The organism is Wolbachia endosymbiont of Cantharis cryptica (assembly GCF_964277405.1).
Classification (GTDB): domain Bacteria; phylum Pseudomonadota; class Alphaproteobacteria; order Rickettsiales; family Anaplasmataceae; genus Wolbachia.
Map to the genome: position 1 here is coordinate 49,607 of NZ_OZ195521.1, position 19,635 is coordinate 69,241.

Annotated in this window: 22 protein-coding genes; 11 read left to right on the top strand and 11 right to left on the bottom strand. The window is 35.1% G+C overall.

Annotated elements, in window-relative coordinates; all coding sequences use genetic code 11:
- The 3 genes from nuoL to ACICP6_RS00270 are packed head-to-tail and all read right to left on the bottom strand — an operon-like array spanning position 1 to position 2,748.
- On the bottom strand, positions 1–1,857 hold the full coding sequence (gene nuoL / locus ACICP6_RS00260) for an NADH-quinone oxidoreductase subunit L (RefSeq protein WP_395463146.1): 1,857 nt from the start codon (positions 1,855–1,857) through the stop codon (positions 1–3).
- Between the two features lie 4 nt (positions 1,858–1,861).
- Positions 1,862–2,170: an NADH-quinone oxidoreductase subunit NuoK gene (gene nuoK, locus ACICP6_RS00265; protein WP_006012916.1), complete on the bottom strand. Its 309-nt coding sequence runs from the start codon at positions 2,168–2,170 to the stop codon at positions 1,862–1,864.
- The gene (locus ACICP6_RS00270; RefSeq protein WP_395463147.1) at positions 2,161–2,748 is read right to left on the bottom strand and encodes an NADH-quinone oxidoreductase subunit J; all 588 of its coding nucleotides are present in this window, start codon (positions 2,746–2,748) and stop codon (positions 2,161–2,163) included. The genes nuoK and ACICP6_RS00270 overlap by 10 nt, the downstream gene beginning before the upstream one ends.
- A gap of 739 nt (positions 2,749–3,487) precedes the next feature.
- Here ACICP6_RS00270 and rpsP point away from each other — a divergent pair.
- From rpsP to trpS, 4 genes are all read left to right on the top strand, one after another.
- Positions 3,488–3,808, top strand: a complete 321-nt coding sequence (rpsP, locus tag ACICP6_RS00275; protein WP_395463148.1) for a 30S ribosomal protein S16 — start codon at positions 3,488–3,490, stop codon at positions 3,806–3,808.
- Positions 3,809–3,817: 9 nt separating this feature from the next.
- Positions 3,818–4,804 (top strand): polyprenyl synthetase family protein, encoded by a 987-nt coding sequence (locus tag ACICP6_RS00280; RefSeq protein WP_395463149.1) that lies wholly within the window; start codon positions 3,818–3,820, stop codon positions 4,802–4,804.
- 62 nt (positions 4,805–4,866) lie between these two features.
- A complete protein-coding gene (locus tag ACICP6_RS00285; RefSeq protein WP_395463150.1) occupies positions 4,867–5,436 on the top strand; it encodes a nucleotide exchange factor GrpE in 570 nt (189 codons plus the stop codon).
- Positions 5,437–5,460: 24 nt separating this feature from the next.
- Positions 5,461–6,459, top strand: a complete 999-nt coding sequence (trpS, locus tag ACICP6_RS00290) for a tryptophan--tRNA ligase (RefSeq protein ID WP_395463151.1) — start codon at positions 5,461–5,463, stop codon at positions 6,457–6,459.
- A gap of 331 nt (positions 6,460–6,790) precedes the next feature.
- Here trpS and ACICP6_RS00295 read toward each other — a convergent pair whose 3' ends face one another.
- Complete coding sequence (locus tag ACICP6_RS00295) at positions 6,791–7,459, bottom strand: hypothetical protein (protein WP_395463152.1); 669 nt, start codon at positions 7,457–7,459, stop codon at positions 6,791–6,793.
- 332 nt (positions 7,460–7,791) lie between these two features.
- Between ACICP6_RS00295 and ACICP6_RS00300 the strand changes: the two genes are divergently transcribed.
- Genes ACICP6_RS00300 through ACICP6_RS00310 form a run of 3 tightly spaced genes read left to right on the top strand, consistent with a single transcriptional unit; the run spans position 7,792 to position 11,340 of the window.
- Positions 7,792–8,895, top strand: a complete 1,104-nt coding sequence (locus tag ACICP6_RS00300; RefSeq protein WP_395463153.1) for a PQQ-binding-like beta-propeller repeat protein — start codon at positions 7,792–7,794, stop codon at positions 8,893–8,895.
- Positions 8,888–10,276, top strand: a complete 1,389-nt coding sequence (gene lpdA / locus ACICP6_RS00305; RefSeq protein WP_395463154.1) for a dihydrolipoyl dehydrogenase — start codon at positions 8,888–8,890, stop codon at positions 10,274–10,276. Before ACICP6_RS00300 ends, lpdA begins: the two co-directional genes overlap by 8 nt.
- Before the next feature lie 2 nt (positions 10,277–10,278).
- A complete protein-coding gene (locus ACICP6_RS00310) occupies positions 10,279–11,340 on the top strand; it encodes a tyrosine-type recombinase/integrase (protein ID WP_395463155.1) in 1,062 nt (353 codons plus the stop codon).
- A gap of 2 nt (positions 11,341–11,342) precedes the next feature.
- On the opposite strand, the gene ACICP6_RS00315 is transcribed toward ACICP6_RS00310, so the two are convergent.
- A complete protein-coding gene (locus ACICP6_RS00315) occupies positions 11,343–12,680 on the bottom strand; it encodes an ankyrin repeat domain-containing protein (protein ID WP_395463156.1) in 1,338 nt (445 codons plus the stop codon).
- A gap of 256 nt (positions 12,681–12,936) precedes the next feature.
- On the opposite strand from ACICP6_RS00315, the gene ACICP6_RS00320 reads away from it, so the two are divergent.
- The 4 genes from ACICP6_RS00320 to ACICP6_RS00335 all read left to right on the top strand — a co-directional run bounded on the left by ACICP6_RS00320 (position 12,937) and on the right by ACICP6_RS00335 (position 15,067).
- Positions 12,937–13,959, top strand: a complete 1,023-nt coding sequence (locus tag ACICP6_RS00320) for an IS110 family transposase (RefSeq protein ID WP_353285218.1) — start codon at positions 12,937–12,939, stop codon at positions 13,957–13,959.
- A 518-nt stretch (positions 13,960–14,477) separates the two neighbouring features.
- Positions 14,478–14,630, top strand: coding sequence for a transposase (locus ACICP6_RS00325; RefSeq protein WP_395463157.1), 153 nt, complete (start codon positions 14,478–14,480; stop codon positions 14,628–14,630).
- The gene (locus ACICP6_RS00330; RefSeq protein ID WP_395463024.1) at positions 14,623–14,751 is read left to right on the top strand and encodes a hypothetical protein; all 129 of its coding nucleotides are present in this window, start codon (positions 14,623–14,625) and stop codon (positions 14,749–14,751) included. The genes ACICP6_RS00325 and ACICP6_RS00330 overlap by 8 nt, the downstream gene beginning before the upstream one ends.
- A gap of 73 nt (positions 14,752–14,824) precedes the next feature.
- Complete coding sequence (locus ACICP6_RS00335; protein ID WP_395463025.1) at positions 14,825–15,067, top strand: hypothetical protein; 243 nt, start codon at positions 14,825–14,827, stop codon at positions 15,065–15,067.
- On the opposite strand, the gene ACICP6_RS00340 is transcribed toward ACICP6_RS00335, so the two are convergent.
- The 6 genes from ACICP6_RS00340 to ACICP6_RS00365 form a co-directional block, all read right to left on the bottom strand.
- A complete protein-coding gene (locus tag ACICP6_RS00340; protein WP_395463158.1) occupies positions 15,057–15,320 on the bottom strand; it encodes a hypothetical protein in 264 nt (87 codons plus the stop codon). The genes ACICP6_RS00335 and ACICP6_RS00340 overlap by 11 nt on opposite strands.
- A 105-nt stretch (positions 15,321–15,425) precedes the next feature.
- A complete protein-coding gene (gene trxB / locus ACICP6_RS00345) occupies positions 15,426–16,367 on the bottom strand; it encodes a thioredoxin-disulfide reductase (protein WP_395463159.1) in 942 nt (313 codons plus the stop codon).
- Position 16,368: 1 nt separating this feature from the next.
- Positions 16,369–16,968 (bottom strand): peroxiredoxin, encoded by a 600-nt coding sequence (locus ACICP6_RS00350; RefSeq protein WP_395463160.1) that lies wholly within the window; start codon positions 16,966–16,968, stop codon positions 16,369–16,371.
- Between the two features lie 898 nt (positions 16,969–17,866).
- Positions 17,867–18,244: a cytochrome c-type biogenesis protein CcmH gene (locus ACICP6_RS00355; protein ID WP_395463161.1), complete on the bottom strand. Its 378-nt coding sequence runs from the start codon at positions 18,242–18,244 to the stop codon at positions 17,867–17,869.
- A complete protein-coding gene (locus ACICP6_RS00360) occupies positions 18,228–19,268 on the bottom strand; it encodes a hypothetical protein (RefSeq protein ID WP_395463162.1) in 1,041 nt (346 codons plus the stop codon). Before ACICP6_RS00360 ends, ACICP6_RS00355 begins: the two co-directional genes overlap by 17 nt.
- A complete protein-coding gene (locus tag ACICP6_RS00365) occupies positions 19,261–19,623 on the bottom strand; it encodes a ferredoxin family 2Fe-2S iron-sulfur cluster binding protein (RefSeq protein WP_182365771.1) in 363 nt (120 codons plus the stop codon). Before ACICP6_RS00365 ends, ACICP6_RS00360 begins: the two co-directional genes overlap by 8 nt.
- Positions 19,624–19,635 lie beyond the last annotated feature (12 nt).

Genomic DNA, 19,635 nt, shown 5'->3' on the forward strand with positions numbered 1-19,635 from the left:
TTATTTAATTCCAATAATATACAAAGCACCGATTATTAAAGTAACAAACATAATAAGCGCATAATCAAATATGTAGCCAGTTTGTAGCTTTATAGAACCTTTTGAACATTCATTAACCAACCTTACAACACCATTTGGCCCAAATGAATCAATAGCTTTAACATCAAACTTCCATAGAAACCTAGATATCAACCTTATCGGTGTGATTACAATAAACTCGTACACCTCATCAAAATACCATTTATTCTGCAAAAATTTAAGTAAAAATTTACTCTTAATTTGCTTAAATTTTTGATAGTGGTAAATCAGATACGCAAGTACTATTCCACTTAGGCTCGCTAAGGTTGGCAGTAGTTTTATAAAGAAATTATGAACTTCATGCTCATTGGCAACTACTAAACTTGACTTCCAAAATGCATTACTAGTTATGTTCAAAATATCTGTTCCCCATATTCCAGAAAATACTGATCCAAAAGCAAGTATCAGTAGTGGTATAAGCATAATCTTTGGTGCTTCATGTATATTAATTTTACTTTGTTTTTGGCTATGAAACACAAGAAGTAATAACCTCCAAGAGTAAAACGCCGTGAATAATGCAACAATTAAGCTTACCACAAAAGCAAAACTATCCGCACTATAAGCATGTTCAATGATCAAATCCTTTGAGTAAAAACCTGCAAATGGAAATATTCCAGAAAGTGCAAGAGATCCAGCCCACATGAGAGCATAAGTGTAAGGAATTTTCTTCCAGCAGTTTCCCATTTTCTGAATATTTTGTTCATGATGCATTGTGTGAATCACATTGCCAGCACCAAGAAATAGTAGAGCTTTAAAAAAAGCGTGTGTCATTAAATGAAAAATAGCAACGTTGTAAGCAGAAAGCCCACATGCCATAAACATGTAACCAAGTTGACTGCACGTTGAATAAGCAATTATTTTTTTTATATCGTTTTGAGTAATTGCAACAGTAGCTGCAAAAAAAGCAGTGAGCGCACCAACGATAACTATCAGCTCTCTTGCAACATTTGATAATTCAAACAATGGAGAACATTTTGCTACTAAAAATATACCTGCTGTTACCATCGTTGCTGCGTGAATAAGTGCAGAAACAGGAGTTGGCCCTTCCATCGCATCTGGCAGCCAAACATGTAAGCCAAGCTGTGCAGATTTACCCATACAGCCAATAAAAAGTAATATGCATATTATATGAATTGTTTTAAATTCACAGCAGAATACTTTAATGCTCTGAGCACTGAGAAAATCAACTGTATCAAATATATAGATAAATTCTAGAGAATTAAATGTGTAATAAATAAGAAAGATTCCAATTAATAGTGCAAAATCTCCTACCCTATTTACAACAAATGCTTTAATTGCTGAGTTATTTGCAGAATATTTTTGAAACCAAAATCCTATGAGTAAATAAGAGCATAAGCCAACCCCTTCCCAGCCAAAGAAAAGCTGCACGAAATTATCACTTACAACCAGCACAATCATGCAAAACGTAAACAGCGATAAGTAAGAAAAAAACCTCGACTTTCCCTTATCATGCTCCATATAGCCGATAGAATAGAGGTGCACTACTAGCGAAACAGTCGTAATAACGGTTAGCATTAAGGATGAAAGGACATCCACGCTAATCGCCCAATTTACTTTCAGAATGCTTAATGAAAACAGAGGAAACAAAATTATGTGATAGTTTTCAGAGAAGGTGAGAAAAACATACCAAGATAGGATTGCAGATATCCCAATCCCTGCAGTTGTAACTAACTGACTCAAAATATCTTTTCTAAAAAAAGCTGCGAATAACGAACTAAAGAGTGGCAAAAATACTACTAATTTCAGTATATCCGTCATACTTTCATTCTTTCATTAAATTTGCTTGTTCAACATCTATGTTGCCACGACTTCTATAATATACAACTAATATTGCAAGCCCAACTCCTGACTCCGCCGCCGCAACAGTTAAAACAAACATGACAAAAATCTGCCCAACTATATCATTCATAAAGGCAGAAAAAGCAACTAGATTGATATTAATTGCCAGTAATAATATTTCTATTGATAATAATATATTGATTATGCTCTTACGGTTGATGAAAATACCGCACACTCCAATAGTGAACAAAACAGCAGCAACTATCAAAAAATGATTTAACCCTATTTCCATTCCACTCCTTTTCCAAATTTAGCCTTAACCAATTTTACAGATGAAGATTGCGTCAACTGCTTTAATGCATTCTGTCTTTTAATTTCTTTTTTCTTATCCTGCAAAGTAAGAGCAATTGCACCAACGATTGCAACAAGTAGTAGAATACCAGAAAGATGAAAGGCGTACATATAGTCAGTATATAATAAATTACCAATAGCCTTCACGTTATTGGTATTATAGTTTATAACATTGCTTATATTCGGTGCTGAGCTGCGAATCACAAAGCTGATAATCAGAAAAAACACAACACATAATATAGCACTAAGAGTGCAATGCTTCGCAAAACCCTGATGCAACCTTATATAGTCAATATCGAGCATCATAACTACAAAAAGGAATAACACTGCAACCGCACCGATATATACTATCAGCACCATCATAGCGATGAATTCAGCTCCAAGGAGAATAAAAAGAACTGCAGAATTAACAAAAGTGAAAATTAGAAATAATACTGCATGCACAGGATTTCTTACACTAATTACACAAACAGCAGATAGAATGCTGAGAATTGCAAAAAAATAAAAGAAGAAAGGCATTGATACTTTAACTGCAACAATAGCTACTAATTTAAAGTAACTATTACTGGAAAGTCAATATTATATTAAATGTTTGAAAACATTGTACTATAAAACTCCAACTCCATTTTAAATTATTATATAGAGCATTTTCTCAATAGGCTTCTTGCATAAAAACTTTTGGCAGCGCGTTGAGAAACGACTTGACAAACTCCGCCAGTCCTCTTATCATGGAAGTGAAGCTATTTTATTTAACTTCGCAATCTCTGCAGCGGATTAAAATGACAAGAAAACTTGTATTTGGCGTACTATTGTTTAATTTTTTGCACTATGTGCACCGTATGTCTTTATAAAATTTCTAGGTTTTTACCTACATAAGCTGAAACGCGCTTATAAAGCGTTCAAGACATCACCCAACGTCAAATTTTAAAATAGAGAGTGTAATAACTAGCTACCACGGGTTTTCTTTGCCTTTTTCTTCTGCTCAGTAAATTTTTTAAACATTTAAACTAAGGTTAGTTGTACTTAAAAGCAGCTAAATTGCAGCGTTTAAGGCTTAAGAAACGCCAATACTGAAATAGAAAGTGACTAGGGTTTCTTTTGCCTTTTTTTTAGGTTATGCAAGAAGTCTATTATCTTAAATCTTCCTTTATGGGTAATAAGTAGCAGTTATGTTGCTCTTAAATGGAAATATGAAATTAGTTTGACTTAAACTACTTAATTGTATAAAATTATAACTAATATATGAATAAAGGTTAACATGGCAGTTAAAATAAGGTTGACAAGACGTGGTACAAAGAAACGCCCTTTTTACAGGATAGTTATAGCTGATTCGCGGGCATCAAGAGATGGACGTTTTATTGAGAGAATAGGGCAGTATGATCCGATGCTACCAAAAGACAATAAAAACCGTGTTGTGGTAAAAACTGATAGATTAAAATATTGGTTAAGTGTAGGTGCACAAGCAACTGAAAGAGTATTATGGTTCATAAAAAAAGGCATAATAACTTTAGAAACAGAATTGAAGAAAACAGAAAAAAAGAAAATAGAAACAAAAAAAGTAAAAGAACAAGAGGCATAAGTCTCTTTAATGCTGAGCACTGATTTAACAAATAATGGTAAATTAGACGATATTGTATCTTTTGATTTATCAGCTATGAAGGACTTTATCTTCAGAAATGTTGATAATGAAGATATCAAGCTTGCTGCTGATATTATATCCCATCTTGTTAGGTCAGGTGGAAAAAAGATAAGGCCTAAATTCGTCTTTATCATCTGTAAAATGCTAAACTATTCTGGAGAGGATAGGATTAAAGTTGCCGCATCGGTAGAATTTATACACAACGCCACTTTACTTCATGATGATGTGCTTGATGAAAGTGAAGCACGTCATGGAGTGAAAACAGCAAATAAAATTTGGGGGAATAAATCAAGTATTTTAGTTGGTGATCTATTATTGACTCTAGCATTTAGATGGCTTATAGAATGTGGAAATTTAAATATTCTCTCTATTTTATCTAGAGCATCGCATTTACTTGTGAACGGTGAAATAAAGCAGATGACAACACGCTTTGACCCTCACACTATCAGGAAAAATTATTTCAATATCATTGGAGAAAAAACAGCGTCTTTATTTTCTGCATGCTGTGAAGCTGCATCTTCAATATCTGGTGCTACAAGTGATAAAACAGAGAGGCTGAAGAATTTTGGTTTTAATTTTGGTATGGCATTTCAAATAATTGATGACATGCTCGATTATACTGCTGATCAATGCACTTCTGGAAAGCAAGTCGGAAAAGACTTTTTCGAAGGCAAAGTTACTTTGCCTGCTATTATAGCATACGAAAGAGGCAGTCCAGCAGAACAAAAATTCTGGGAAAAATGTTTTTCTTTAGCTGAACGCAATTTTGACCAAGCATTACACTATATTAATCACCACAATGCCATTCAGCTTTCTATAGAAAAAGCAAAGCACTATGTTAACATGGCGCTAAATAATATTAGTACTTTTTCTGATTCTCCTTATAAAACTGCTTTAATTGACTTTTTAAATGCAAGCATAGAAAGACAAGCTTAAGCTAGTTCTTGATATTTTCAGATTAATTGCTATATATTTATTAGGTTCTTAAGGTTAATGATATGTCAGATAGTAGTAAAGAAAGAAAGAAGAAATTTACCGATATGGTAAATAAACAAAAAAGTAATGATCAACAAGATGATAGCGATCAACAATCTGGTAACTTCAATGAAGATCTGAACACATTAAGGGAGCGTGCAACTCAGCTTGAAGATCATTTACGCCGCGCTGTCGCAGACAATGAGAACGTCAAACGTATAATGCAAAAGCAAATTAGCGATGCAAGTGACTACGCAGTCACAAAATTTGCACGTGATATGATCGATTCGTGCGACAATTTGAAAAAAGTAATGGAAAATTTGAAAGACGGTGATCCTGTTCATGAAGGAATCAAAGTAGCTCATCAAAAAATTATGAATGATCTTAAAAAACATGGAATAGAGGAAATAGACCCTCTTGATGAGCCTTTTGATAGCAATTTACACCAAGCTGTTGTGGAAAGAGAAGACAATGAAAAAGAGCCTGGTACTATTATAGAAGTATTGCAAACTGGTTATACTATCAAAAATAGGTTGCTTCGCCCTGCAATGGTTGTTATTTCTAAGAAATCTGCTGATTATGAAAACGATTAGCAAAATGTGTAAGGCAAATATGTAATGGCAAGTATTGTCTTTTCAGGCATTCAACCAAGTGGCATACTTCACTTAGGTAATTATCTTGGTGCAATCAAGCAGTGGATAGACTTACAGGATAAATATAAATCTCTTTTTTGTATTGTTGATCTGCATGCAGTTACAGCCAGTAAGCTTCCTGCAAGTGAATTAAAAAGTAATATTTTTAAAACAGCAGCAGCTTACATCGCGTGTGGAATAGATCCAGAAAAGTCCATTATTTTTAGCCAGTCCACAGTTAGCGGTCATGCTGAACTGGGTTGGCTGCTTGGGTGCTATACACCAGTTGGTTGGCTTAATCGTATGACTCAATTTAAAGATAAAGCCGGTAGCGACAAACAAAAAGCCTCCCTGGGGTTATATAGTTACCCAGTGCTTATGGCTGCAGATATATTGCTGTATCAAGCTAAATACGTCCCTGTTGGTGATGATCAAAAACAGCATTTGGAACTTGCACGCGATATTGCATCAGCTTTTAACAATCATTATAAACTTGATCATTTCATCGTACCTAAAATCCTAGTTTTGGATTGCACGTCAAGGATAATGAGCTTAAGAGATGGCACAAGCAAAATGAGTAAATCTGACCCTTCAGAATATTCATGTATTAACCTTGACGACACGGACGACTTAATTGTTAACAAAATAGGGAAAGCAAAAACAGATTCAACACTAGGCTTTGATTTTGCTACTTTAGAACGCCGTCCTGAAATAAGCAACTTGATAAACATTTACTCAGCTCTTAGTAGTTTAGATGTGGATAAAGTGTGTGAAGAAATGAACAAGCACAATATGAAGCATTTTAAAAAAGAGTTGGCTGATTTAATCATCAGCGTTATATCACCCATACGCGAAAAAATGAATGACCTTTTAAAAGACCAATTCCACTTACATGAAATATTAAAAAAAGGCACAGAAAAAGCAGCAGAGATTGCAAACCACAACATAAAAGAAATTAAAGATATTATAGGGTTTATTCAGTAAAATACCACTATCTTTCTACTTTTCCTTTTTCTTCAAACTGTTCAGCTATTTGCCTTACATTTACATTCGTGAGAATTGGAGGTTTCGGACCAGACTCTGCTGTTTGGGGGGCATTGTAGATCTTTTATCCTCCATTGGAAATGAACGAGATTGGGAGGCATCTTTTAGATGGATTTTCCTTTATTACTTGTGGCTTTGTGCTTACTTTATCAGCGTAGCCCAGATTTTTAGACCTCGGTGGTACTTCAGGTTTATCTTTTTTTGATTTTTGCCTAACTTCTTGATCAGTAGGAAGTGTTTCCTTTGGTACTGGTGCTTTTGATGTTTCATGCTATGAACTTTCATAGCCTGAATCTTCAAGGGGTGTTTTTACTTTTGATTCAAAGCGTACCTTCTTATTCCTAGTAGTAGTAAGCTTTTCCTGAAGCTCAGGTTTAAGCTCATTCACGGAAAGACTAGCTTTTTCTGATGAAGAAGTTTTCTTCAAATCTGGAGGTGGTGGAGGTGCTGTTGTTGGTCTCTTTATTTGCCTCATGCGATTACCACTTAATTTTTCTTTCGGCTGCTTAAAAGTATCTTCCTCTTGCTTTGACGCTGTTCTATTTGCTAAGTTCACTCCATCTAAAATTTTTTTTGAAACATTTAGGTATTCTAAAGCTATTGTTGTAGGAAGAGTGAACAATTCACCTTTAGCAAAATTGCTTATTTCATTCTCAATCGGGACATCTTTCCCCAAGATTCTATTCCATATTTCCTTTAATGTTCCAAAAAGACCTGGTGGCTTTTTATTCACCGGTTCTATATAATTATTCAAGTCACTACATATAACAAACTTAGCTACATCTTCTGCCTTATCTGTAAAACCCTCTAATGCCTGGGATAAATCCCTCACTGTTTTCTTATATTGTTTCTCAATTTCCTTTACATCCCCCAGCTTTATAGCTTTGATCAAAGAGTCGAGATTTTTTTTATAGTTCTCACTTTTAAATGGATCATCCATACTAGCACCTTATATTTATTAAAATGTATATCTGAAATATTAAGATTTAATGAATATTATTTTTTATATAAAGCAGCTATACCCATATTATCAATTGCCAATAGTAGGTAAACCTAAGTCAGTTTAGCTATAGAAAAAAGGATGATGTCATCCCAGTCTGGAATGGCTTTGTCGCATAGTGGATGAGGTATACATCTCTAAGGGCATAGTTTTTTTACATAATAATACAATATTTCGTTCATAAATCAATGCTTTTAAAGTACAACAAGAATATTTTCGTTGTGATTAAGGTTTCTAGTATGTATATTAATGAATCTTGTTTTCAATAAGTAATGAAAGTAATAATTGTTATAATAATGTTATTGTGTAGCAGTTACACAATGGCAAGCGAGCGAATAAGCCTAGTGGATAAAAAATTATCCCAAGGATATGTGGCTCCAGTGCTTACAGAACATAGTGTTATTCTGGCAGATAAGCATGGCACTTTGTATTCCTTTGATATTGACAACTCAAGGATTATGAATTGGAAATTGCATCCTCCACACAGAAAAAAAATTGGTAACATGAGTCTATCACGTCATGGAGGAAATGTTTTCTTTATAGTGGATAACGTTCTACATGCAATAGACGCAAAAACTGGCGAGATTCAGTGGGAAAAAGAATTGAGAGCTCCGGTAAGAGGAAAAGCAGCAGTAATAAATAACAAATTGGTAGTATTGACCATTGATAACTATCTGCATGCTTTTGATATAAAAGACGGCGGTTCTATTTGGGCTTATCAAAATGGTATCAATCAGGTTCGAGGTTTATATTCCGTATCGCCAGCAATTTCTGATGATAAAATAATAGCACCGTTTTCAAATGGTGAGCTAATAGCTTTTAGTGAAGATGGTAAAAAATTGTGGAGCCAAAAATTGTCTACAAATATTTTGGATACACAGCTCACAGATGTAACCACCACACCAAGAGTGCTGGGTGATATTTTAATAGCTACAAATAACTCTTATATTTATGGTATTGACGTAAAATCAGGAAATATTTTATGGTCAAAGCCAATACAAGTAAAAAGTGTATCAGATATTAAGTCGTATTATAGTCCACTGATCAAGGAACAAAGAGCCGGTGGTAGAATTTTTATAGTTACTAAAGACAATAAAGTTATTGGGTTAGATATACTGAGCGGTAAAACGGTTTGGACATCTGATTTAATAGAAAATACGCAATTATTTGCTCCAATTGTGCATGCTCATACGCTATGGGTAACAAGTGATAAAGGTTCAATGTTTGCTTTTCCTGGATCTGAAAGCGCAGGGAAGGCAATCAAAACACCAGGTAATGTGTTTCATATTCCAGTGTTTACCCATGATAAGATATATGTAACAACTGAGGGAAATGGTGTTTATTCTTTAGAAAATAGGTTTGTTTTTTATGACTGATTATGATCTGATTGTTATAGGTGGTGGTCCAGGCGGTTATAAGTGTGCTATTGCTGCTGCAAAACTTGGATTGAAAGTTGCCTGCATAGATAAGAACAGCATTTTTGGTGGCACGTGTTTGCGAGTTGGATGCATACCTTCAAAGGCATTACTCCATTCTTCCTATCAGTATGTTCATACGAAAAATGATCTATCAAAACTCGGCATAAAAATTAAGGATGCAAGTTTCGACCTAAAAGAAATGCTAGGCTACAAGGACGCCAAAGTTTTAGAACTTGGAAAAGGTATAGAATATCTGTTTAACCTTCACAAGATCACTAAAATCAATGGACTCGGAAAAGTTACTGCTTTTGATCAAGGCAACCTTGAAGTTTCAGTTGAAGGAAAGGCACTAAAGGCAAAAAATATAGTAATTGCAACCGGTTCTGATGTTAGTTCTTTGCCAGGAATTAATATCGATGAGAAAGATATTATTTCATCTACTGGTGCATTATCCTTAACTGAAGTGCCAAAAAAACTTGTCGTAATCGGAGCTGGGGCAATAGGGCTTGAAATGTCTTCTGTATGGAGGAGATTGGGGTCTGAAGTCACCGTAGTAGAGTTTTTTGATAGAGTTGCTGCAGCAATGGATGGAGAATTAAGCAAGTCTCTGCTCTCTAATCTGCAAAAACAAGGAATAAAATTTTTACTTAGCACCAAAGTTGAGGAGATAAAACAAAGTAGTAATTCTTTGAGTGTGAAAGTTTGCTCTGCTCAAGATAATCAAACAAACACTATAGAAGCAGATAAGGTGCTAGTTGCAGTAGGTCGCAAACCATGCACTGAGGGTTTTAATATTGATGAAAAAATAGAGAAAGATGATCGTGGTTTCATTCAAGTTAACAATAGATATGAAACTAGTGTGAAAGGAATATTTGCTGTTGGTGACGTGATCGGTGGAGCAATGCTTGCTCATAAAGCAGAGGAAGAAGGAGTGGCAGTTGCAGAGATAATAGCAGGACAGTCACCTCATGTTGATTACGAAATCATACCATCTGTCATTTACACTCACCCTGCAGTTTCTTCAATCGGTAAAATCGAAGAGGAATTGAAAAGCGCCGGCCGAAAGTACAAAGTTGGCAAATGTCAATTTGCTGCAAACGGCAGAGCAAAAATCACTGATGATGCCGAAGGATTTGTGAAAGTGCTTACGTGCAGCAGAGCAGATACAATACTCGGTGTGCATATCATAGGGACATACGCTGATACGTTAATTAACGAAGCAGCAGTTGCAATGGCATATGGTGCAGCAGCGGAAGATATATATAGAATTTGTCACTCTCATCCTGATATAAACGAAGCTTTTCGCGATGCGTGCATCGATGCTTTCTTTAAAAAGTAACCGTGGACCTCGGTTCAATCATTGAAAATTGGTATGAGTGGCTGAAATGCAATAGATCTTATTCACCTAATACTTTAGAATCATATATTAGAGATTTGAAAGACCTTATAAGCTTTCTAAACACTCACATTGGTGGAGAGGTAAATGTTAGTTCTTTGGAAAAATTAAGCGTACCTGAGTTAAGAAGCTGGCTTAGTTTCCGTTATGCAAGGGGTGTGAATGCAAGATCTAACACTCGCGCGCTGTCAGTAATCAGAAATTTTTTCAAGTATATAAAAAACAACTACAATATAGACAATGAAGCTGTATTTTCCTTGTCAAGGCCTATTCAGAGAAGAACTCTGCCCAAAGCATTATCAATACCTGATATAAAAACTTTAGTAGACTTCTTCTTGCATAATTATTATTTACATGGGGCTCACTCTTCTTTGTCATTCCAGCGCGTGACGCTGGAATCCAGAAAAAAAGAAGAACCAATGTCAAGCACTGGGATGACAGGAGGTAACGCAAAAAGTCTAGTACAAGAAATAAAATTATCTGACTTGGGTGAACCTTGGGTGGTAAAAAGAGAAATTGCGATTATTGTTCTGCTATATGGAGCAGGCTTAAGAATCAGTGAAGCATTAAGCCTTAGAGTTAGTGATATCAGCAATGAAGATTTAATAATTACAGGTAAGGGAGATAAACAAAGGCAGGTATTTATTCTCCCGGTAGTAAAAAGGTGCATAGAGGAATACGTAAAAGCCTGCCCTTATCTTGATGAAGCACAATATCTTTTTTTAGGAGTAAGAGGAAAAAAATTGGGAAGAACTTATGTTGCTAATCGCTTGCAGAAAATAAGAAGAATGTTAAATTTGCCAGAAACCTTATCTCCGCATGCATTTCGCCATAGTTTTGCTACTCACTTGCTTCAGAAAGATGTTGATGTTAGATCAATACAGCAATTACTTGGCCATTCAAGCCTTGAAACCACCCAGGTTTACACTCACCTCAATTATCAAGATGTTTTTAACATGTACAAAAATTTTCAGCAGAGTTTGGAGAAAAAATCAAAACCCTTGTAACTTTAAGAATTTCCAGCAGGGCCTAGAGAAGAAATTAAAAACATTGTAACTTGAGGATTGTCGGTGGCACTACCAGGTCCTATGTCTTTTTCATCTCCTTTGTATAAAAAATATCCTACTAAAAGAAGAACAAGTGCAACTGCTGCAAGACAAGCACTTGCTACCGGATAACTGTCTACTATTAAACATGCACCAATAGCAAACGCTCCAGATAATACAAAAGCAGCAGAAGCGTAGTTGCTTTGCCTACCACCCGAAGCGCTTGCCTCCGAGGATTTTTCGTTTTTCAAATCTTGGTTTTGAGCACGAAGTTGAGCATTTTCATTAGTGAGTTGGGTTACTTGATTAGTAAGAACATTAATCCTTGTTTGCTGATTCAATTTCTCTTGTTTTACACTATTCAGCTCTCTTTCCTTCTCTGCAAGCTGAGCCTCTGTTCTTTCAAGTTCCCGTACAACTTGCTCAAAGTCTACCGGTACATTATTCGTATCTGCTGAAGGCTGCAATGTATTTGCAGGAAACTTTTCATTTAGATAATTTGTAATAGATTCGACTGGATTATTAACATTTCTCCATGCAGCAATAATAATTGCATAATTCATGAAGCAATTATCCTCTACTAATTTTTTCACATCATCTAAATCCTTACTATTAATAGCATCAATTAATCGCTCCTTAATAGCTTGTTCAATGGTTTGCTTTAAATATTTCCGTTCTCTCATCGTAGGCTTTGACTTTATCTGATTAAAATCAAGCTCTTTATGTTTCAAAAACTTTACCAATACTTCTTTTTCATCTTCTGTTATTTTTTCTGAGCAGAATACAACAATCGTGCTCAAGGGGGTTACTATTTCTCCATGTCGCATTCTTCCCCAGCAATTAGGGTTAAGCTCTTCATTCAACAGCATTTTTGCTTGGTCAATTTCTTTGCTAAAAAGAGCTTTTAATAATTGTTTTCCTCTTCGTGCTTTTTCAAATTCTAGTTTTATTGTATCCTCAAATCCTCTTGCAATACAATCTTTAGGGCTTTTACCTTCACAATTTCTAATATCAGTTTTTACATCTGGATGTGTCAGCAATATTTTTACTACATCTCTAGCTCCAACCTGACAAGCAATATGTAAGGCTGTGTCTTTGCGTGTATTAGATGTTGTTCTCAATTCTGATATGAGATTTCCAGTAATATTGACAATATTACATTGCTCCTCAGATACAAATTGTTTACTCTGAGCATTAATATCGATATTTCTTTTCTGTATAAGCAACTTAGCCATTTTTTCTAACGTGGGTTGATCATCACTAGCTATGTAAACATTAACAATAGACATCAAAGGTGTCATGCCTTCTTCATCAAACGCATTAACATCCGTACCTTGTATCTTGAAGAAAGCATCTAATGTTTTAAGCTTAAGCGTTAGATGGAGAAGGGAGGAACTCTGAGTGCGTACTTAGATATAAAATCTGTAAAAAAGATAAGAGCTCCCTTCTCAAAAGTATAGGCTGAACGGTATCGTAGAAAGACCTAAATGGTTCTAATTCTGTATTCACAAGACTAGCCTTACTTTTCACTTTAAATGGTAATGTATGGAGTTATATATGATCAACAACTTTTTAGGCATAGACGTATCGAAAGATCGCTTTGATGTCTTTCTCTCATTTATAAGTAAAAAAGGGAAACGTGAAACTAGAAAAAGGAGTTTTAAAAATGATGATCATGGATTTCAAGGTCTGCTGAGTTTTCTACAAAAGCATAACGTAGAAGAAGTAAAGGCATGTATGGAATCCACTGGTTGCTACAGTGAAGCTTTAGCTGAATTTATACACAATGCTGGACATTTTGTTAGTGTAGTAAATCCTTATTGCATAAAATCTTATGCAAGGAGTAAACTTGTACGACAAAAGAATGATCAAACTGATGCAGAAATTATTGCTGATTATTGCCAAAGGCAGGAACCAACTCGCTGGGCACCACCTTCTCCTGAAAAGAAAAAATTAAAACATCTTTATCGTTGCTCGGCTGCGTTAAAAGATGAATTGACATCAGTAAATAACCACTTAGAAAAAAAAGAGAGACTGCCCAAAGAAGTCGCAACTGCTTGGGAAAACCTTGCAATAAATATAACACAAAAAATAGAAACAATAAAAAGCTCCATACGTGAACTATTAAAGCAACACAAAGAGTTGTTAAAAAATTTTCAACTTTTATTAACTATTCCAGGAATAGGAGAGGAATCAGCAATAGCTATTTTAGCTGAACTTCCTTACATAAAGGATTTTAGAGATGCCAGGCAATTGGCAGCATATGCAGGAGTTATACCACGAAATATGACGTCAGGTTCATCTGTATATGCCAAACCCAGATTAAGTAAATCAGGTTCACAAACATTACGTAAGGCACTTTTCTTTCCTGCTATAGTAGCTAAGAATCACAATCCTATCATTATTAGTTTCTGCCAGAGATTAAAGGAAAAGGGTAAACATAATATGGCTATCGTTGGTGCTGCAATGCGTAAGTTGCTCCATATCGTTTTTGGTATTCTTAAATCCAGAAGTGCTTTTAATCCTGACCATATTAAAAACTACAGGACTAAGAAATTGAGCGAAGGTTTAATGGTTTAAAGTCAAAAAATGCTACCATCCGATCTTATATAAAATAGTATTTTATATAAATTTATTTAATATAGTTGGTTAGTGTATATGTTGATAAGTAAATTAGTTATAGCCCTTCTTATAATAGTCCGAACGGGGGTGAAAACGTCTTTATAGCTATTATAAGCCAGGAGGACAGCAGTGTATTATTATGATCTGTTCGGATTATTGTAGAAAGAGCTATATTTATATATACAAGCAGAAACTTACTTATCAACATATACTTTAACTATACCGCTACAAAGTTGGAAGTACTTTTTGATTTTACAATACAGCTTTTGAGATTCAGTTTTTATAATTTTCTTGTTGACTGGCGAGACGGTATCTTCTTTTAGAGCTTGCTTAAAACCTTCTAGATATCCATTATCAATAGTACTAAATAAGTATTTTGTTGATTCACTAAGAACCTGTCTTGAAAAGAAATGAAGGAAGGAGTATGATGAGGTAGGTTGAAAAATAGGAGGTAAAATTGTATCCAAGCGATGTAAGTGATAAGAATTTTGGAGCCACATGTTGCACAAGGAGCGATAGGGAGACCAAGGAAGCACAATATCAGAGCAATTATTAATGCAATAAGGTATATAATGAGAGGTGGTTGCCAGTCTGCCAAAAGATTTTCCGCCATGGAAGACAGTGTATGACTACTTTCTCAGGTGGCGTAATAATGGCAGATTGGAAAAAATACACGATATGCTAGTAAAAGAGGTAAGAAAAGTGGTTGGCAAAAATGAAACACCTTCAGTAGGAATAATTAGTCAGTGAAAACGACTCAAAAAGGGGATCCAGAGAATATGATGCTGGCAAAAAAATAAAGGGTAGAAAACGCCACATCATTGTGGATACTATAGGTCTTGTAATTACTGCTGAAGTACACAGTGCAAGTGTTCAAGATCGTGATGGTGCTCTAGACCTTTTTATTCGAGCTAAAGAAAAAGCTCCAAGGTTACAGAAGTTTTTTGCTGATCAAGGATACAAAGGTAAATTGCAAAACCGCTGTTTATTGGAGACAGGATGTTTATTAACGATCACCAAAAAAGCGGTAGATGTTACAGGATTTCAAGTTATTCCTAAACGTTGAACGAACTTTTGCTTGGCTCTCCAATTTTAGACGCATGAGCAAAGATTATTCCTCTTACTTCAAAAACCAATATCTTCTTCAATATGATTACTTCTATGCTTACTAAATTAGCTACTTGAGTCCTTTCAAGACAGGTTCTAAGTGGCTCGAAAGTTCTCCGATAAAACATGTTGTTATCACCAATACTTGTCCTATTCCTTCCATATGGCCCTGGAACTCCCTGACCAAAGAAGATATTTTCTATACGAGGCATGTTGAACTCTCTCAATAACTCACTATCACTATACAACAAAAAAAGAAAATAGTAACGAACCTTTCTCCTCTCTAAAGAAGAGTTATTTTATATATTCTCTATTTTTTAACTTTTTGCACACTCCAAAAACTTTTCTGCATCAAGCGCAGCCATGCATCCTGTTCCTGCGGCAACTACTGCCTGACGGTATACCTTATCTTGAACATCACCTGCAGCAAACACTCCTGCCCTACTAGTTAAAGTTGTTCCAGGTTTCGTAATTATATAACCCTGCTCATCCATTTCAACAAAGCCCTTAAAAATACCAGTATTTGGTGCGTGTCCGATTGCAATGAATACTCCATCCACTTCTAATTCTTGAGCTTCCGTTGATTTAACTATAATACCAGTAACTTTTTTCGGATTTTCTTCTCCAAGAATTTGCTCTATGGTATGGTTCCATATTATTTTTATCTTATCATTTTTAAAGAGTCTATCTTGCATTACTTTCTCTGCTCTTAATTTATCACGCCTGTGTATTAATATAACTTCTTTGGCAAATCGAATTAAAAATATTGCTTCTTCAACAGCAGTGTTTCCACCACCAACCACAGCTACTACTTTATTCCTAAAAAATGCACCATCACAAGTTGCACATGCTGAAACTCCGTAACCTTGAAATTTCTTTTCACTCTCCAGACCAAGCCACTTCGCCTGCGCACCAGAGGCAATTATAATTGCCTCCGAATAGTAATCATTAGTATTACCAAAGGATTTGAATCCATATTCATTAGAGCCTTCAAGTTGTTCAACGCTTTTTATCTCATCATCTATTATTTTTGCTCCAACCTTTTCTGCATGCAACCTCATTTGCTCCATTAGTTCTGGACCCTGTATTGAAACAAAACCAGGATAATTTTCAACATCTGTAGTAATCGTAAGCTGACCACCAGGCTGCATTCCCGTTATTACAATAGGCTCTAAGTTTGCACGTGCTGCATATATAGCAGCAGAATAACCTGCTGCCCCAGATCCAATAATAAGAACTCTTGTATTCAGTGTCCCCATTCTATAATTCTTCACTGTATGAGTTTAGGTAGTCAGCTACTCCTTCATTACTTGCTTGCATTGCTGGCTTACCTTTCTTCCATCCTGCTGGACATACTTCACCATACTCCTCGTTATGCTTGATTGCATCAACGATTCTAATGAATTCATCTATATTACGCCCTAAAGGCAAATCATTTATCGATTGATGACGTACAATAAATTTATCATCAATAACGAAAGTTGCCCTCAGTGCAACTGAGTCATCATATAATACTCCATAGTCCCTTGATATAGACTTTTTGATATCGGATACTAAAGTGTAGCTAATCTCTCCAATACCACCATCATTAACTGGAGTTTTTCGCCATTGATAATGTGAAAACTTTGAATCTACACTTATTCCTATAACTTCAACACCACGTTTTGAAAAATCCTCTATTTTGTTACTAAATGATATCAATTCAGTTGGACAGACAAAGGTAAAATCAAGTGGATAGAAAAAAAGGACAACGTACTTATTTTTTACGTGTTCGCTTAAACAGAAGTCATCAACTATTTCTCCGTCAGAGAGAACAGCGGAAGCAGTAAAATCCATAGCAGATTTTGTCACAAGATTCATAATTAACCTATTCTTTTAAAACAATTATAATTTTACACCTTGATAAATTCATATGCAAGTTTTCTTTAGTTTTAGTCCTACAAAAACTTCCTCTTATGGCCCTTCTTTTTTACCGATAAGATACAATCTAGTTTCACTTTATATCCTGCTGCTCCTTTCTTGTCATCCCGCTACGTGTTAGCGGGATCCAGGATTTTGATTGGGTTGGTAAGCATAAAAGTATAGCTAACGCGAGCTCTACGTCATACCGCCGCGGTATCTCTAGATCCCGCTAACAAGCAGCGGTTGTCGTTTAGCTATAAAATTTAAGAAAATATTTAAGAAATTTACTAAGTGGGAAAAAAGGCAAAAGGAACCCTGGGGTTATTGTCCGCTTTAAAGTACTGGCGTTTTTTATGTTTTAAACGCCTGACAAGCGAGATTCAGCCGCTTTTAATCGCAACTAACCTACGCTGCAAGTGTTTAAGAAGTTTACCAAGCAGAAAAAAAGACAAAGAAAACCCGAGTTAGCTAGTCCTTTACTATCTCTGTCGAGTATTGGCATTTTTTGATGTCTTGTAACGCTTTGTAAGCGCGTTCAGCTTATTTAGGTATAAACCTAGATGTAGATGAAGTTTTGTAAAGACATACAGTACCTATGTACTGCAAAAAATTGAACATAAGACGCCGATACCTTAAGTAATCCTTACCTTTTAATCTGCAGATTGGCGAAAGCAAATACAATAGCTTCACTACTATGATAAGAGGACTGGCGGAGTTTGTCAAGTGATTTTTAGCCCCGTTTTGAGCTACTGGAATGACAGGTAGTTGTGCAAGAAGCCTATTATGCTTGAACTTACCAGTTTCCGGACAACCTCTAACAAGCGAGAAATTAAGCATACCCCATGGAGGATATGCCCTACTGAGTGTATTTTCGTATTAGAAAAAACCCAATAAGTAAGGTTATTAATGGGATGCACCACAACATATAGGTACTAAATTTTACAGGTGGAGCAATTATAATTGAATCACCGTAAAAATTTTTTAACTCTGAAATTATTTGCTCGTCAGTATATCCATCACTGATTTTTTTACGAATTGTTTTGCGCATATCATATGCAATTTGAGATCCAGATTCAGATAATGATTCGCCAGAACATACTGGACATTTTATTATTTCAAATAAATTGGTTGCTCGGTTTTCCGTGCTTTTGTCTTTGAGTTTATCATCCAAAGTAAAAGCGTTTATGCTTGAATAAAATATCAATATGAAAAATAAGCTAACTACCGTTCTCATTCTTGGTTAGTTCAGTAATTCTACTTAGTTGGTTCATAAAATCAGTGGTGGATAACTTTCCAATAAAGCTTGACCCTACATCATCATCATATTTTATTGAAAATTGAACGCTGTCATCAGTTGTTTTTTCTGATAAGGAAGATATTAATTTCTCGAACGAATTTGAAGCTTTTGAGTCACCAGTTACAGATGAAATTAGTTCCTTATAATTTGATATTGCCACATTAATCTTGTCTTTAAATGAAGACGTAACCAAATTGTAATTTTGCACTCTACCATCTGCAGCAAGGGAAAAGTTATTACTCTGAATTAAAAATTTTTCTATATTGAAATTAATTCTGGAAGCTGAGATGTGATTTACAAATTCATAATCAAATTTAGTATCGATACTCAGATAACTTTCAGGACTTGCAACACTCTTATACCGATAAGCATAAAAATCAAATCCTAGCTTAGCATTTCCATCAAGTTCTTTACTGAGGTAAAATTGAATGTAATTACTTTTACCATTCACTTCAGTTATAATACTTTGTTGATTTTCTGAAACATCACATTTTAATCCATAATCTTCGTAACGAAGTGTGTTTATATAGTCTATTATACTACTATTTCTATCAAAACGCAGCGAAGATAGTAAATCGTTTAGTTTAACAACAAAGTGGTTGTTATTGTTTATGTGGCATTTCATGTCCTTTTTCTCATCACCATGAACAGTAATGTTGACTTCATTACTTGGTATGTAAATATATACTGATTTATCGAATAATCTGTTTTTTATCAGTAAAGCTTCAGATGAAATGGTCAATTGCTCGTTGGAAAATTTTGGGTTCGTCACACGAAAAATGAAGTTAGAAGGAAACCCGCTAAAATCATATGAGATATCAAAATTTTCGTCATTAATGTAGGATATTGTTTTAGCTAGGAGATTTTTTGTCTTACATGCAGAAAAATACCAGAAACCACTATACGCTGCAGGGATAAACAAAAATAAAGAAATTATTATATAGATAAAAACCTTACGCATGATTCCCTTGTTTGTCTAACGATATATTTCTTGTACCTCTTGGTATGGTGACACACAAACCATCAATGTCTTTTGTGATTTTTATTTGGCACCCAAGTCTTGATGTCTCTGTTAAGCCAAAAGCTAGGTCTAACATATCGTTTTCCTCATCAGATATGGGATTATGTGTTTCTACAGCATCATAAAATTCTGGATCAACAATTACATGGCATGTAGAACAAGCAAGAGAACCTTCACATGCACCTTCGAGCAGATCTGGATCACTTCTGTGGGCTAAATTGAGCAGAGTTTCTCCCTCTGCAGCTTCATAACTTTTCTTACTCCCATCAGGTAAAATAAAAGTAACAGATGGCATATTATTTCCCTA

What these genes read in the sequence shown, in the direction of transcription:
- ACICP6_RS00295 (WP_395463152.1), bottom strand. Translation starts at nt 7,459, where the DNA reads ATGGATGATCCATTTAAAAGTGAGAACTATAAAAAAAATCTCGACTCT.
- ACICP6_RS00285 (WP_395463150.1), top strand. Translation starts at nt 4,867, where the DNA reads ATGTCAGATAGTAGTAAAGAAAGAAAGAAGAAATTTACCGATATGGTA.
- ACICP6_RS00270 (WP_395463147.1), bottom strand. Translation starts at nt 2,748, where the DNA reads ATGCCTTTCTTCTTTTATTTTTTTGCAATTCTCAGCATTCTATCTGCT.
- ACICP6_RS00300 (WP_395463153.1), top strand. Translation starts at nt 7,792, where the DNA reads ATGAAAGTAATAATTGTTATAATAATGTTATTGTGTAGCAGTTACACA.
- ACICP6_RS00340 (WP_395463158.1), bottom strand. Translation starts at nt 15,320, where the DNA reads ATGCCTCGTATAGAAAATATCTTCTTTGGTCAGGGAGTTCCAGGGCCA.
- ACICP6_RS00365 (WP_182365771.1), bottom strand. Translation starts at nt 19,623, where the DNA reads ATGCCATCTGTTACTTTTATTTTACCTGATGGGAGTAAGAAAAGTTAT.
- nuoK (WP_006012916.1), bottom strand. Translation starts at nt 2,170, where the DNA reads ATGGAAATAGGGTTAAATCATTTTTTGATAGTTGCTGCTGTTTTGTTC.
- lpdA (WP_395463154.1), top strand. Translation starts at nt 8,888, where the DNA reads ATGACTGATTATGATCTGATTGTTATAGGTGGTGGTCCAGGCGGTTAT.
- ACICP6_RS00320 (WP_353285218.1), top strand. Translation starts at nt 12,937, where the DNA reads ATGATCAACAACTTTTTAGGCATAGACGTATCGAAAGATCGCTTTGAT.
- ACICP6_RS00360 (WP_395463162.1), bottom strand. Translation starts at nt 19,268, where the DNA reads ATGCGTAAGGTTTTTATCTATATAATAATTTCTTTATTTTTGTTTATC.
- ACICP6_RS00350 (WP_395463160.1), bottom strand. Translation starts at nt 16,968, where the DNA reads ATGAATCTTGTGACAAAATCTGCTATGGATTTTACTGCTTCCGCTGTT.
- nuoL (WP_395463146.1), bottom strand. Translation starts at nt 1,857, where the DNA reads ATGACGGATATACTGAAATTAGTAGTATTTTTGCCACTCTTTAGTTCG.
- trpS (WP_395463151.1), top strand. Translation starts at nt 5,461, where the DNA reads ATGGCAAGTATTGTCTTTTCAGGCATTCAACCAAGTGGCATACTTCAC.
- rpsP (WP_395463148.1), top strand. Translation starts at nt 3,488, where the DNA reads ATGGCAGTTAAAATAAGGTTGACAAGACGTGGTACAAAGAAACGCCCT.
- trxB (WP_395463159.1), bottom strand. Translation starts at nt 16,367, where the DNA reads ATGGGGACACTGAATACAAGAGTTCTTATTATTGGATCTGGGGCAGCA.
- ACICP6_RS00355 (WP_395463161.1), bottom strand. Translation starts at nt 18,244, where the DNA reads ATGAGAACGGTAGTTAGCTTATTTTTCATATTGATATTTTATTCAAGC.
- ACICP6_RS00280 (WP_395463149.1), top strand. Translation starts at nt 3,818, where the DNA reads ATGCTGAGCACTGATTTAACAAATAATGGTAAATTAGACGATATTGTA.
- ACICP6_RS00315 (WP_395463156.1), bottom strand. Translation starts at nt 12,680, where the DNA reads ATGACACCTTTGATGTCTATTGTTAATGTTTACATAGCTAGTGATGAT.